At 48.9% G+C, this 13,517-nt stretch carries 13 protein-coding genes; 9 read left to right on the forward strand and 4 right to left on the reverse strand.

What is annotated here, in order from left to right; genetic code table 11:
* Positions 1-54 precede the first annotated feature (54 nt).
* The 3 genes from DWW90_RS04050 to cysK are packed head-to-tail and all read left to right on the forward strand — an operon-like array spanning position 55 to position 3,361.
* On the forward strand, positions 55-1,287 hold the full coding sequence (locus DWW90_RS04050) for a Cof-type HAD-IIB family hydrolase (protein WP_122332664.1): 1,233 nt from the start codon (positions 55-57) through the stop codon (positions 1,285-1,287).
* Positions 1,284-2,384 carry an isochorismate synthase gene (locus DWW90_RS04055; protein ID WP_122344092.1) on the forward strand — a complete coding sequence of 367 codons (1,101 nt, stop codon included), beginning with the start codon at positions 1,284-1,286 and terminating at the stop codon, positions 2,382-2,384. Before DWW90_RS04050 ends, DWW90_RS04055 begins: the two co-directional genes overlap by 4 nt.
* 26 nt (positions 2,385-2,410) lie before the next feature.
* Entirely contained in the window at positions 2,411-3,361 is a 951-nt protein-coding gene (gene cysK / locus DWW90_RS04060; protein ID WP_122344093.1) for a cysteine synthase A, read from the forward strand.
* Positions 3,362-3,436: 75 nt separating this feature from the next.
* Here cysK and DWW90_RS04065 read toward each other — a convergent pair whose 3' ends face one another.
* Complete coding sequence (locus DWW90_RS04065; protein ID WP_122344094.1) at positions 3,437-4,351, reverse strand: ThuA domain-containing protein; 915 nt, start codon at positions 4,349-4,351, stop codon at positions 3,437-3,439.
* Between the two features lie 92 nt (positions 4,352-4,443).
* On the opposite strand from DWW90_RS04065, the gene DWW90_RS04070 reads away from it, so the two are divergent.
* From DWW90_RS04070 to DWW90_RS04095, 6 genes are all read left to right on the forward strand, one after another.
* Positions 4,444-5,304 carry a hypothetical protein gene (locus DWW90_RS04070; protein WP_115497742.1) on the forward strand — a complete coding sequence of 287 codons (861 nt, stop codon included), beginning with the start codon at positions 4,444-4,446 and terminating at the stop codon, positions 5,302-5,304.
* A 32-nt stretch (positions 5,305-5,336) separates the two neighbouring features.
* Complete coding sequence (locus tag DWW90_RS04075) at positions 5,337-6,878, forward strand: ClC family H(+)/Cl(-) exchange transporter (protein ID WP_122344095.1); 1,542 nt, start codon at positions 5,337-5,339, stop codon at positions 6,876-6,878.
* A 178-nt stretch (positions 6,879-7,056) separates the two neighbouring features.
* Entirely contained in the window at positions 7,057-8,187 is a 1,131-nt protein-coding gene (locus DWW90_RS04080) for a sensor histidine kinase (RefSeq protein ID WP_122344096.1), read from the forward strand.
* A complete protein-coding gene (locus DWW90_RS04085; RefSeq protein ID WP_122344097.1) occupies positions 8,184-8,933 on the forward strand; it encodes a LytTR family DNA-binding domain-containing protein in 750 nt (249 codons plus the stop codon). Before DWW90_RS04080 ends, DWW90_RS04085 begins: the two co-directional genes overlap by 4 nt.
* Positions 8,934-8,999: 66 nt before the next feature.
* Positions 9,000-9,650 (forward strand): DUF2490 domain-containing protein, encoded by a 651-nt coding sequence (locus DWW90_RS04090; protein WP_122344098.1) that lies wholly within the window; start codon positions 9,000-9,002, stop codon positions 9,648-9,650.
* A 111-nt stretch (positions 9,651-9,761) separates the two neighbouring features.
* On the forward strand, positions 9,762-10,448 hold the full coding sequence (locus tag DWW90_RS04095; RefSeq protein ID WP_115497747.1) for a queuosine precursor transporter: 687 nt from the start codon (positions 9,762-9,764) through the stop codon (positions 10,446-10,448).
* A gap of 9 nt (positions 10,449-10,457) precedes the next feature.
* Here the strand turns inward: DWW90_RS04095 and DWW90_RS04100 are convergent, their stop codons facing one another.
* From DWW90_RS04100 to DWW90_RS04110, 3 genes are all read right to left on the reverse strand, one after another.
* Entirely contained in the window at positions 10,458-11,435 is a 978-nt protein-coding gene (locus DWW90_RS04100) for a FimB/Mfa2 family fimbrial subunit (RefSeq protein ID WP_122344099.1), read from the reverse strand.
* Between the two features lie 90 nt (positions 11,436-11,525).
* Positions 11,526-12,140, reverse strand: a complete 615-nt coding sequence (locus DWW90_RS04105) for an HAD family phosphatase (protein ID WP_122344100.1) — start codon at positions 12,138-12,140, stop codon at positions 11,526-11,528.
* 38 nt (positions 12,141-12,178) lie between these two features.
* The gene (locus tag DWW90_RS04110) at positions 12,179-13,507 is read right to left on the reverse strand and encodes an ABC transporter substrate-binding protein (protein WP_122344101.1); all 1,329 of its coding nucleotides are present in this window, start codon (positions 13,505-13,507) and stop codon (positions 12,179-12,181) included.
* Positions 13,508-13,517: the final 10 nt, after the last annotated feature.

Here is a 13,517-nt window from a genome sequence, read left to right on the forward strand (position 1 = left end):
AGGGAAATAAATTTTCCCTATATTTGTATCATTAACAAAAAATACAGAGAGGCCATGAAGTATAAATTATTAGTTCTCGACGTAGACGGGACGCTGCTCAACAATAACAAAGAGATCAGTCCCCGTACCCAAGCTGCCCTGTTGAAGGTACAGCAAATGGGCGTACATATCGTATTGGCATCAGGAAGACCGACAAATGGCGTCATGCCCATCGCTGAAAAGCTGGAACTGAATCATTACGGAGGTTATATCCTTTCCTACAACGGCGGTCAGATCATCAACGCGCAGACCGGCGAACTTCTATTTGAGAAACGTATCGATCCGGAATGGATTCCCTATTTCGAGAAGAAAGCGAAGAAAAACGACTTTGCCATCTTCACCTATCACAAGGACTTTATCCTGACGGATAAGCCGGACAACAAGTATGTCATCCAGGAAGCAAACCTGAACAAGATGCAGATTATCGGTGTCGACAACTTTGCCGAAGCCGTCGACTTCGCCCCCTGCAAATGTATGCTGGCAAGCGATGACGAGGAGGCGTTGGTAGGACTGGAAAACCATTGGAAGAAACGGCTGGACGGAGTCTTGGAAGCCTTCCGTTCGGAGCCCTATTTCCTTGAGGTCGTGCCCCAGTTTATCGACAAAGGAAACACGTTAGGCGTGCTGATGACCAAATTGGAGATTCGCCCGGAAGAGGTGATTGCCATGGGTGACGGCGTTTGCGACGTAACAATGTTACAGTTGGCCGGCGTCGGCATCGCAATGGGCAACGCACAAGATTCGGTGAAAGCCTGTGTGGACAAAACGACGCTCACCAACGAAGAAGACGGCGTTGCCTTCGCCGTAGAAAAAGCAATCCTGGCAGAAATACGTCCGACGGAAGTTCCGCTCGACCAGCTTAATATGCGCGCCAAGCATGCCTTGATGGGCAACCTCGGCATCCAATACACCTACGCATCGGAAGACCGTGTGGAAGCAACGATGCCCGTGGACGAACGTACGCGCCAGCCTTTCGGAATCCTGCACGGCGGCGCAACGCTTGCACTGGCTGAAACGGTTGCCGGACTGGGTTCGATGATCTTGGCAAAGCCGGACGAGATCGTTGTCGGCATGCAGGTCAGCGGCAACCATATGTCGTCCGCCCACGAAGGAGACACGGTCCGCGCCGTCGGAACCATCATTCACAAAGGTCGCTCCTCGCACGTATGGAATGTGGATGTCTTCACATCAACCGACAAACTGGTATCATCCATCCGCGTGGTCAACAGTATATTAAAGAAGAAATGACTCCCGACGAAATCAGCACTTGCCATATAATAGACGCATTAATCAACGAGAACCGGAGTTTTGCACTCTGGCGCATACCGGGAGAATCGCCCTGTTTCGCCATGCAGACCTCCGGTTCTGCACGTCTTCTCTATAACATCGAGGAACTGGACGGGCAAAGCGGTTTCGTCATCGCTCCGTTCCATGTCAGCGAACAGCATCCGATTGTCCTGATCCGTCCCGACACAACCGTTGTGCCATCGGCATGGCACAGCCGTGCCAATAGCATGACACAACCGTGTCACCGTCATGGCACAACCGTGCCAACAGTGGGAAATGACAAGGAAGACTACGCTTATCGCTTCAACCTCTTTATCGAACCGCTCCGCAAGAAGGCATTCGACAAACTCGTCCTGTCGCGCCATCAGGTCGTGGACGGACAGCCGCTCTCCTTCTCGCCTGCCGCCACGTTCTACGAGGCTATCAAGCGGTATCGGTATTCATATGTCTACCTTTGCCATACGCCGGCAACAGGAACCTGGCTCGGCTGTACGCCCGAAATCATCCTCTCCGGGGAAAAGGGCGAATGGCACACGGTGGCCCTTGCCGGGACACAGCCGCTTCAAGACGGAGAGTTGCCGACGGAATGGGACGACAAAAACAGGGAGGAACAGGAATACGTGGCATTCTACATCCGCAAACAGCTACACGCATTAGGCATCAAGCCGGAAGAGTCAGCCCCGTCTCCGGTTCGCGCTGGGGAGTTGGCGCATCTGAAAAGTGATTTCAGCTTTCCCCTGCCCGACAATAGAAAGCTGGGCGACCTGTTGAAACGACTGCATCCCACACCGGCCGTCTGCGGATTACCAAAAGAAGAAGCATACCGTTTCATCCGGGAGAATGAGGGCTACGACCGGAGCTACTATTCCGGTTTTATCGGTCTCCTGGCTCCCGAAGGCAGAAGCGACCTGTATGTAAATCTACGCTGCATGAACATCCTTGCCAATACGCTTGTTTTGTATGCAGGCGGCGGCATTCTCGCCTCTTCCGAGCCGGAAAGCGAATGGCTGGAAACAGAAGCGAAAATGCAAACCATGAAACGGTTGCTGGAAATATAATTCATAATTCTTAATTCATAATTCGTATGGCACATATAGCAAAAAAGCTGACCGACCTCGTCGGTAACACACCGCTGTTGGAGTTCTCTAACTTTAACGCAAGTAAAGGGCTGAAAGCAAAAGTAATCGGCAAGCTGGAATATTTCAATCCGGCTGGTAGCGTGAAAGACCGCGTGGCACTCGCCATGATAGAAGATGCAGAAGAAAGAGGGCTCCTGAAACCGGGCGCTACCATCATAGAACCGACCAGCGGAAACACAGGTGTCGGACTGGCTTTCGTCTCGGCTGCGAAAGGTTACAAATTGATCCTGACAATGCCCGAAACCATGAGTCTCGAACGGCGTAACCTGTTGAAGGCATTAGGTGCAAACCTCGTTCTCACTCCCGGAACGGAAGGGATGAAAGGAGCTATCGCGAAAGCGGAGGCTCTGCGCGACAGCACACCGGGCTCCATCATCTTGCAGCAGTTTGAGAACCCGGCAAACCCGGCGCAGCACGTAAAAACGACCGCACAGGAAATCTGGCGCGACACAGACGGTCAGGTCGATATCTTTGTGGCCGGTGTCGGAACGGGCGGAACTGTCAGCGGTGTCGGCAAAGGCCTGAAAGCCCACAATCCGAACATCAAGATCGTTGCCGTCGAGCCAAGTGACTCGCCTGTCCTCTCCGGCGGCAAACCGGGACCACATAAGATTCAGGGAATCGGCGCCGGCTTTATCCCCAAAGCTTATGACGGTACGGTTGTCGATGAGATCATACAAGTAGAAGGAGACGATGCGATCCGTACATCCCGCGAACTGGCACAAAAAGAAGGTCTGCTGGTTGGCATCTCATCCGGCGCTGCTGTATATGCTGCTCTCCAACTGGCCCGGTTGCCGGAAAATGAAGGAAAAACGATTGTCGCATTACTGCCCGATACGGGAGAAAGATATCTTTCGACGGTCTTATATGCGTTCGAAGAATATCCGCTTCTTTAATTAACAATGGACAATTGACAATTTGAATGACTTTGATGATCGTTTCTTTAATTGTCAATTGTCCATTGTCCATTGTCAATTCTCTTTGTAGTTCTTACGAAGAGAGCAACTTGTCTCCGTCGGGAAGTCTTTCGGGACTTTCTGTGTCACCTTGCCGGTAGCAGCCCATTCGGCACCGCGAAGCAAAAGAACCTGGAAACCGGTGCATTGCATGGCGATGTTGTCTTCCGACGTCGGACCGGCATGGCCGAGCATCGTGTGGAAAATACGGGCGTTACCGTAATCGACCGTAAAGACCAGCGGTTCTTCACGTCCGGAGCCATTCGTTTCTTTCTCCGAATAAGCGGTGTATAGAATATCCTGGATGTTGCCGGGGCCACGCATGCGGTCGTAGAGTTCGTCCTGGGCATGACGCCATTTCACGGGCAGGCCTTTTACGATCGGATGTACTTTGTTACGGCCGTTCAATACATATTCATGCTGGCGTCCGTGCGAACCGCCTACACCTGCCGAACTGTCCTTGATCAATTTGCCATCCTGCCAATAGACATAAGGACCTGCATTCTCATTACGGCCTTCCCAACCGCCCAGAGCGCAAATCTTATTAAATTCCGGCCATTTGGAGAAAGCATTATCGGCGGCATGATAAATCACGACACCTCCGCCGTTCTGCACAAACTCCAGAAAGCGTCGGTTTGTTTCTTCCGGCCACGAATCGCCGTTATAATCCAACACAACTAACTGGTAAGGGGTGAAATCGAGCACAAAACCGGACATATCTTTTCCCTGCCCGGGAGAGACTGCAAAGTCGACATCAAAACGGCCGGAGTTCTCCAATATCTGCTTCAACACGACATGGCTCACTTGCCAGTTATGGTTGTTTTGTCCGGTGATTAATAATGTTTTAATCGGTTTACGCGCTGAAACCGTACAGGCTAACAGAAGGGAAAAAACTACTAATAAGAGCTTTCCTAAGTGTAAATGTCTCATGGTATTTTATGGTTTAAAGATTTGTATGAGACAAATGTAGTAAATCAATATGAAATATGTACTTTTGTTGCCGAAAGAAAAGAACCCTCTATATGAAATATCTATCTCAAACACTACTGATTGCACTTGTAATTCTATTTTCAGCACTTGATTGCCATGCCGATGATTGGCGCGACAAAACGAAACTGCTTATTTACTCCCCTCGTTATTTCGGTCCGAATGCATTCCCGATTCCGGAAATGAGGGACGGACAGGTCAGCCAGCGCTATGAAGTGGAAGTGCGGGGCGAATATCATTATTATACAGGTGATAAGACCTCGGATATAATAGGACGCGCCTTGTTGCCGTTCTTCCGGGGACGCGCCGGAATAGAAATAAACTGGTGCTTCAAGGAAAAATATAAGATGACGCCGGAGACACGCGACGAACGTTTTGCCGTAGAGACGGAAAGCCCGATCAAATATAATGGCGATATCGTCATCAGTTCCTTCTTTCAAGTCCTGAGTAGTGAGAAATGGGTGGATGCTGTTGTCAGCGCCAATATTAAGACAGCCAGTGGCGGACGTTTGTGCGACGCCCGTTTTACGGATGCCGCCTCTTATTGGTTCGATGTAAACGTCGGACGAAACCTTTGGAAAAGTACAGACGGAAAGGCGTCGATCCGTATGCAGGCATTGGCGGGCTTCTACTGCTGGATGACGAACGACATGGTACACCGGCAGAACGACGCAATCTCATACGGAGTCGGTTTCACAGGCAAGTACCGGGGATTTACGCTCGCTACCAACCTGGCGGGTTTCTACGGATATGAAAACAATGGCGACCGCCCCATCCATTGGCGAAACAACCTGAGATATGAGATCAAGAAGAACATTATCTCTTTCCGCTACACACACGGAATGAAAGACAACCTCTATGAAACCTATTCGTTAGGATATATCCGCTGCTTCTAAACCAACCGGAACGCTCCCTTGTTTAAAGGGGAATGAAGGTTAATCGGATAGTAAAGCTGAAACTGGTAGACGCCAGGCTCTATTTCGTGAGCCTGATCGTGGGGCTGCTGACCGGACTGGTGGCAGTGCCCTATCACTATTTGCTGCAACTATTCTTCGATATGCGGAAAGAGTTCTTCCGCTCTTCCCCTCCCTGGTATTATCACGTCGCCCTGTTCCTTGCCTTGTGGGGAATACTTTGCTTTGTCGCCTGGCTGGTCAGGCGATGGCCGTACATATCGGGCGGAGGTATTTCCCAAACACGCGGAGCCATCAACGGACGGATCGAATATAAGCATTCCCTCCGGCAATTGCTGGCCAAATTTACAGGCGGCGTCCTGACACTCAGCAGCGGATTGTCGATGGGCCGTGAAGGCCCTTCCGTACAGATGGGTTCTTACATTGGCGACCTGGTAAGCAAATGGGGACATATCCTGAGCGGAGAACGCAAACAGCTTCTTGCAGCAGGCGCAGGTGCCGGGTTAGCTGCCGCTTTCGCAGCTCCTCTTGCGGCAGCCACCTTAGTTATCGAGTCGATCGAACGTTTCGATGCACCCAAAACAGCCATTACAACGATTCTGGCAGGTGTCGTCGCCGGAACGATTGCGAGCACTATCTTCCCGATCAACCCGTATCACGAGATACAAGCCATTGTCCCTGATCTTGCGTTAGGGCTACATATAAAGCTGTATCTACTCTTTGCGGTTATCGTATCGGTTTTCGGTAAGTTCTATTCCCTCCTGATGCTCTATGCCAAACGTATGTATCCGGCTATCCGGCAACCGGAATACATCAAACTGTTGGCCCTTCTGGTCATGGCTTACGTCATCTCGCTGACAATAACCGACCTGACGGGCGGAGGTGAACAGTTTCTGATGCAACAGGCGGAAGGGGGCAACAACAATATTTACTGGATTGCAGGCATGATGCTCCTTCATATGGTGTTTACCGTTTTTTCCTTCTCTTCGGGACTGCCGGGAGGAAGTTTCATTCCGACACTGGTGACAGGCGGACTGATCGGCAAACTGTTCGCCCTCGTGTTGGTGCAGCATGGCGTGATCGAGATGGAGAATGTAAGCTATGTCATGCTGATCGGAATGGCTGCATTCCTGATCGCCGTCGTCCGTACGCCTATCACGGCAATCATACTTATCACGGAGATAACTGCACATTTCGAGGTGTTCTATCCTTCCATCGTGGTCGGAGGCCTCACCTATTATTTCACGGAACTGCTGGAGATAAAGCCGTTCAACGTCATGTTCTACGAAGAGATGATCAATAAGCCGGTATTCCGTGAACAGAAACGACTGATCCTGAATATCGAAATCATGGCAGGCGCTTACTTCGACGGGAAAGACGTCGACACACTCGAACTGCCCAATCATTGTGTAATCCAAAATATCCACCGCGACCATAAAGACATCTCTCCCGCCGGGCAAACCATTCTCCCCGTCGACCAGCTCACGATCGAACTGGATGCCCAGGATATAGAGAAGCTGTATGAGCCGTTAGTGAGTATGGCTAATATCCACTAAAGGCTTTCTACAGGCAAAAAGTCCCCGTTCATTGATTTGTTTTTCTCTTCTCGCAATAAGCCCCTACATTCGTTTCCGGCAAAATATTAGCGAACGGCTTATAGTGCCCGGTGTGTTTTTACGTACCTTTGCAGGATACGGACAGAGACACCGGTTACCCGTATAAATTCTGACAGATATGGAAAGACAGGAACGCAGGCTCCGGCTATTGGAAAATCTCATCTACCTGATTATTTGGGTAGTGGTGCTGGTCGCGCCTATATGGGATTTTAATGCAACAGAAAACTCATCCGGAATTGACTGGAAAGCGACTATTTATGCATGGAAAATGGTCTGCCCGCTCCTGATATTATTCCTGGTTAACAACTACGTCCTGCTCCCGTTCCTGCTGATCCGTAAGAAATCATGGCTATATTTGCTGTTCACCCTTTGTGCGATCGCATTGACTGTGACCGTCTGTGTCTATAACAGGCCTAACCGGGATATGCCCAATCGTCCTCCCTGGGAAAACCGGCAACCGGAACAAATGATATCGGGACAGCGTCCTCCGGCTCCATCCATGCCGGCTCCCCAGTTCAGGCCGGAAGACCGCCCGATGAGGGGATTCTGGTTTCCTCTACTTTTCCATTTCCATATTCCGACAATCCTGTTGATTATAGGACTGAACGTGGCAATTAAGTTCCTCTTTAAGTCTATCCGTGACGACCATCGGATGAAGGATTTGGAAAAACAGACCTCGGAGACGGAACTGGCTTATCTGAAACACCAGATCAACCCGCATTTCTTCATGAATACGCTGAACAATATTCATGCACTGATCGATATAGACAAGGAAAAGGCCCAACAGACCGTTTTGGAATTATCGAAGATCATGCGATACGTCCTATACGAAGCATCCCTTCCTTCCGTCCCACTCGAGAAAGAGATTCATTTCCTCTCGAATTACATCGAGCTGATGAAGATCAGATACACGGAACAGGTCGATATCCGTGTCTCCCTGCCCCAACAGATTCCGGATACACAAATCCCGCCGCTGCTCTTCATCTCGTTTTTGGAAAATGCTTTCAAGCATGGCATCAGCTACCGGAAAGCCTCTTTTATCCACCTCTCGATGGAGATAAAAGAGCTGGAGTTGCATTGCCTGTTCGTAAACAGTAACTTCGATACGCAAAAGGCACAGGAGGCAGGCTTCGGATTGGAAAACACCCGCAAACGTCTCCATCTGCTTTATAATACGAATTACACATTGCACATAGAGAATAAAGACAATCAATATCGCGTACTTCTGATAATCCCCATACAATTATGATACGATGCATAACTATTGACGACGAGCCCCTGGCACTCATACAGCTGACAGGATATATACAAAAAGTTCCTTTCCTGGAACTGGTCAAGGCCTGCAACAGTGCGCTTGAAGCACTCGACCTGTTGGCACGGGAACCTGTCGACCTGATCTTTGCCGACATCAACATGCCCGACCTGAACGGGGTCGACTTTGTCAAGTCGTTAGTGAACCGGCCTATCGTTATCTTTACAACCGCTTATACGGAGTATGCCATAGAAGGATTCCGGGTGAATGCCCTCGACTATCTGTTGAAACCATTCGGTTACAACGAATTTCTTACGGCAGCCAACAAAGCATTGCACCAGTACGAGCTTCAGTCGAAAGTACAGCTTCCTTCCACGCCCTCCGTACAGGAAACACCGGCTGAAAAAGAAAGTCTCAATCTGTTTATCAAAGCTGATTATAAAATGATCCGGCTGGACATGAATAAGATTATCTATATGGAAAGCCAGAACGAATACATCCGTATCTTCCTGGAAGAACAAAAGCCGATCATGACGTTGCTGAGCATGAAGAAACTGGAAGAGCGGCTTCCGGCAAGCCAGTTTATGCGCGTCCACCGTTCCTATATCGTCAACCTCGAAAAAATAACGGCCGTAGCGAACAACCGCATCATATACGGCAAGGATACTTACATTCCCATCGGCAATCAATACAAGGATAAGTTCAACGAATACCTGGAAAAACATTATTTAGGGAAATTATAAGGCAACTATAGGCATTGACTCCATTATTTTATACTTTTGTCGGAGTAACAAACGCCATATGCTGCCATGAAAGTATTTATTTGCTGTTTCAGCCTTCTGCTCCTGTTCCTGTTTCCCCCGCTTTTTGCCATGGAGGGCGCCGGTGTCGCTTTTAAGGTCAGCTTATCCGGGAAAATATACAAACGGTTTTCATTCCTGCTGGAAGAAGATGTCCGTCCCCGTGATGATTTCCGGGAAGCCGGCTGGTTTCTCTCCACAGGGGAAATTAATTACCGTATCCTGCCGAACCTGCGGGCAGGTGCAGGTTATATGTCGCTGGTGCGGTATAAGGCTTCGGAAGAGGTACGCAACCGTTATTACCTGTACGCATCCGGCTCACACCGGTTCGGGGCATTCAAAATCGCCCTTCGGGAACGCTTCCAAAGCACTTATAAAAAGGGATGCCTGCATCCGACCAACTACCTGCGCAGTATGCTCACACTTTCCTATCGCATCGCCTCTTCGGGATTCGAGCCGTTTGTCTATATCGAGCCATTCAATAATACGGGTTATAAAGGAAAGATGCGCGCCGACAAAATTCGTTACTCTACAGGTTGCGACTACCGGATGAACCCCAAAAACAATTTGCAGCTGTACTACCGTTACCATACATTTAACGTATATGATCCGGTCAACTACCGCCACGCGATCGGGCTGACCTATTCACACAGGTTCTAATATTGCGATCAATCAGGAAATAAATTACTATCTTTGCCGCCTGAAAAAGCAATCCTTTTTCTTATTATTTATTCACCGAGTGCTTGATAAACCTCGTTAAAAACAAGAATTATGCAGAAGACATCTACTGTAACCGTACCGTTCATGCTGTTGGGCATCCTGTTCAACATCTGCCTGGTAGCTTCCAACCTGTTAGAAACCAAAGTAGTCCAAGTATTCGGGATCACCGCTACCGCCGGACTGATCGTATTCCCGATTTCCTATATCATCAACGACTGTATTGCCGAAGTGTGGGGATTCAAAAAAGCACGTCTGATTATATGGAGCGGATTCGCCTCCAACTTCCTGGTAATCGGGTTTGCACAACTGGCCGTCATGTTGCCGGCAGCCCCGTTTTGGGAAGGCGAAGAAGGGTTTAACTTTGTATTCGGCATGGCACCGCGTATCGCTATTGCCAGCCTGATAGCCTTTTTGGTCGGTTCGTTCCTGAATGCTTATGTGATGAGTAAAATGAAAATTGCTTCCGCCGGAAAGAATTTCTCGTTGCGTGCCATCGCCTCTACGCTTGTCGGTGAGAGTGCCGACTCATTGATCTTTTTCCCGATTGCTTTCGCCGGGCTGATCCCAGCAGGCGAACTGTTTATTATGATCGGGACGCAGGCGGTCCTGAAATCGCTCTATGAAGTAATAATCCTTCCCGTCACCATCCGTGTAGTGAAATACATCAAGAAGGTAGACGGGAATGATGTGTACGATGTGGGGACATCATACAATATATTGAGGGTAAAGGATATTTAAACCCGGGGATTATATCGCAGGAGGAAAATCGATTATCTCGGTACTTTCCGTCCAGTTCTCTACCTCAAAACCGTCGGCAGAGGTCTCTTCGGAATACAGATCACCCAAGGTAATACTAAGATTTAAGCGGTTTCCGGCAGTCAAAGCATCTGTTAACGGCTTCCGGAAATGCTTTACCTGCCCGTTTTTCAACGTCAGCAAGATTGTGAGCGGAGGATTGGCCGAAGATGGAAAAACCATCACAGTTGAATTGGCTGACATCGAAAGGCTGTCGACAGACATACTCAGCGGGAAAGCGATCGTCTTGGTGAAGTCGCTGGGTTCGGCTGTGTAATAATCCAGTTGGGATGCGATATTACCGACCAAAATACGGGCGGATGCGATACTGGAATCCATCTTCGTACCGTTTTTATTAGTCAACTTTATTCTCAAACCGGCCGAGGCATGCTTCAGAGTTGCCCGCATCTTGTCGGTACCCACCTTGATAGGACTTACGGCATGCAGAAAATCATAAACCGGCATATAAGTCGTATCAGAATAATTATCCAGATATAAAGTCATATATAACCCGGATAAATTAGCCCCCAAACGTAACCCCGGTTCCCTGATGGCAGCGGCAGCATATACAGAGTCAGTCTGGCTATTCTTGGATAAACCCCAGTACAGGAAATTATAATTCCCTAAAGGAAGCCTGACGGGAGCAGTCGCTTTATAGATAGAACCATCTTTTATGCTATATGTCGCGTTGACCGGCATTAAAGTTCCATTACTTGCATAATTCCCATAATAAAGGCTGGTGTCTTCCGAACAAGGATAGACCATCAAAACGCCGGTAAATGAAGTAGTCTGACCACCGGATGTGACCGTCATTTCTGCTAATTCCGGACTGATCAGATCGTCATTATTCACACATCGGCAGTCATCATCTTTTGAACAACTACCCAGAAACAGGGCCAGCAACAGCACATAAAAAACCATCTTATTCATAATCACCAAATGTTTGTTTAGATTTGTGCTTATTAAACAGCTAACCTGCTATTTGGTTTTTAGAATAAGGCGAATTAACAATGCCCGGCGTTACTTAAACAGGAAAGACCAGTCTTCGCGAGGTTCCGGCGTGTAGGTATGAAGCCCTAATGATTCTGCGGTGCGGCAGTTGGGCGTAGCGTCGTCGATGAATAAGGTTTCTTCGGGCTTTATCCCGGCATCCTGCAAGACATATTCGAAGATATCGGCATTCGGCTTCAGCATGTGGAGCTTATAGGAGAGATAGATGCGGTTGAAAAAATCGGAAACATGGTGGCCTTTATAAGAGAAGCAAGTCCGCTCGGACCATTCCCAATGAATTTCATTCGTGTTACTGAGCAGCATCGTGTTATAATGCTTACGGAGGTCGAGCAGCAGATTCAGCTTATAATCGGGTACATCGTCGAGCATCGCAATCCAGGCGTTATCGATCTGTTCGTCCGTCAGCGCCTGTCCGGACAAGCGACGGATACCGTCACGGAATCCGGCAGTTGTAATGGAACCGATCTCCACCTGCATAAAGAGATCCTTATGCTGATAGTTGTTTACGATCTGTTCCCGGATATCTTTGACACCCAGACTCTCGAACGCTTCAATGCAGCGGTTACGGGTGAGATTGATAATCACACCGCCAAAATCAATAATCAAATTCTTAATGCCTTCCATATTATCCTCCTTATGCGGAAACTTATCCCCTTCCCTGTTTACCAGCGGCGACGGCGCCTGTGGTGGCGTTTCCGCTGTTTATATTCACGTATCCTGCGATATACCAACCATACGAACAAAACACCGAATACGGCAAATATTAATAATACGATTCCTGTATTCAGATTATCGCCCTTTACACGACTCCACATCTCGAGCACCAGTTCCGTCCTGTCTCCGAAATCCCGGATCATGGCACAACGTTCCACCACCTGCCGGTCGGGATATTGCACCGGATTGATCCGGATGCTGTCGGCCCCCGGACCAAAGAAATAGCTCAGGTCGGAAACCTTCTCCACAGTCGAATCGATCTTGGCTTCCAATATCTCGGGAGTGGCAATGGCACTGACATAACCGATTGCATCCATGTTACGCAAAGCCACATCCGGACGACAAAGATAATCAATAAAATAACTGGCTGCCTTCACATTGCGGGCATATTTTGGGATTGCCCAGCCGTCGTACCAGATATTACTGCCTTCGCGGGGGACCTCGTAGTCCAGCTCCACACCGACCGCCTCCGCTTCCTCCATTGCCCAGACTGCATCGCCACTCCAGGTAAAGTTGAGCCAGGCCTTGTTTTTCGTCATCATCTCCTTACCGAAGTCGGCTTCCCAACCGGCGATATTCGGTTTCATCTTTTTAAGGTAGTCCTCTGCAATGGCAATCGCTTCGGGAGAGTTATCGTTCATTAGCTGCTCGACTGTCACCGTTCCGTCTGCTAACTCTTTCGCGTGGGCATAGATAATGGCCGTGCCATAGGCGTCACGGTAACTGTCCTTCATCAGGATCTTATTCTTGTATTTGGGGTCCCAAAGGCATTCCCAGCTCTCGACAATATCTTCGGTAACAAACTTCTTGTTATACAGCAGGCCCGCCGTTCCCCACATATAGGGCACGACATAATCAGTCGTTTTCCTTCCCGGTTGGCTCAGTTTGTTCAACTGTTCCTGAATATAAGGAGAGACGTTATCCAGATAGTCCGGCGTTTTACCAAAGTTCCGGTCTATCGGGACGAGCAGGTTCTTCTTTAACATCCGCTCGATGATATATTCGGAGGGACAGATCAAGTCGAAATCCTCATGCCCGCGCTCAATCTTGGTCAGCATGATTTCATTGATATCGAATACTTGATAGATGATGCGGATATCCTCGCCGGTTTGTTCCTTATACCAGGCGGGGAACTCGGCCAGGACATCTTCGTCGATATAGTCCGCCCAGTTATAGACTTTCAGGATATGGCTGCGTTCTTCCTCCGAACGTCCGCATGAAGACATGATGCCTAAAAAGAGAATCAGCCCTGTTGCTATTTTTAATAATCTGTTCATTTCCTGTTTT

The sequence above is a fragment of the Parabacteroides sp. AF17-28 genome (genome assembly GCF_003479205.1).
GTDB lineage: Bacteria > Bacteroidota > Bacteroidia > Bacteroidales > Tannerellaceae > Parabacteroides > Parabacteroides acidifaciens.

Excerpts from the sequence above, each read along its gene's own strand:
- DWW90_RS04075 (WP_122344095.1), top strand. The coding sequence starts at position 5,337 with ATGAAGGTTAATCGGATAGTAAAGCTGAAACTGGTAGACGCCAGGCTC.
- DWW90_RS04065 (WP_122344094.1), bottom strand. The coding sequence starts at position 4,351 with ATGAGACATTTACACTTAGGAAAGCTCTTATTAGTAGTTTTTTCCCTT.
- DWW90_RS04100 (WP_122344099.1), bottom strand. The coding sequence starts at position 11,435 with ATGAATAAGATGGTTTTTTATGTGCTGTTGCTGGCCCTGTTTCTGGGT.
- DWW90_RS04050 (WP_122332664.1), top strand. The coding sequence starts at position 55 with ATGAAGTATAAATTATTAGTTCTCGACGTAGACGGGACGCTGCTCAAC.
- cysK (WP_122344093.1), top strand. The coding sequence starts at position 2,411 with ATGGCACATATAGCAAAAAAGCTGACCGACCTCGTCGGTAACACACCG.
- DWW90_RS04055 (WP_122344092.1), top strand. The coding sequence starts at position 1,284 with ATGACTCCCGACGAAATCAGCACTTGCCATATAATAGACGCATTAATC.
- DWW90_RS04085 (WP_122344097.1), top strand. The coding sequence starts at position 8,184 with ATGATACGATGCATAACTATTGACGACGAGCCCCTGGCACTCATACAG.
- DWW90_RS04105 (WP_122344100.1), bottom strand. The coding sequence starts at position 12,140 with ATGGAAGGCATTAAGAATTTGATTATTGATTTTGGCGGTGTGATTATC.
- DWW90_RS04095 (WP_115497747.1), top strand. The coding sequence starts at position 9,762 with ATGCAGAAGACATCTACTGTAACCGTACCGTTCATGCTGTTGGGCATC.
- DWW90_RS04070 (WP_115497742.1), top strand. The coding sequence starts at position 4,444 with ATGAAATATCTATCTCAAACACTACTGATTGCACTTGTAATTCTATTT.
- DWW90_RS04090 (WP_122344098.1), top strand. The coding sequence starts at position 9,000 with ATGAAAGTATTTATTTGCTGTTTCAGCCTTCTGCTCCTGTTCCTGTTT.
- DWW90_RS04080 (WP_122344096.1), top strand. The coding sequence starts at position 7,057 with ATGGAAAGACAGGAACGCAGGCTCCGGCTATTGGAAAATCTCATCTAC.
- DWW90_RS04110 (WP_122344101.1), bottom strand. The coding sequence starts at position 13,507 with ATGAACAGATTATTAAAAATAGCAACAGGGCTGATTCTCTTTTTAGGC.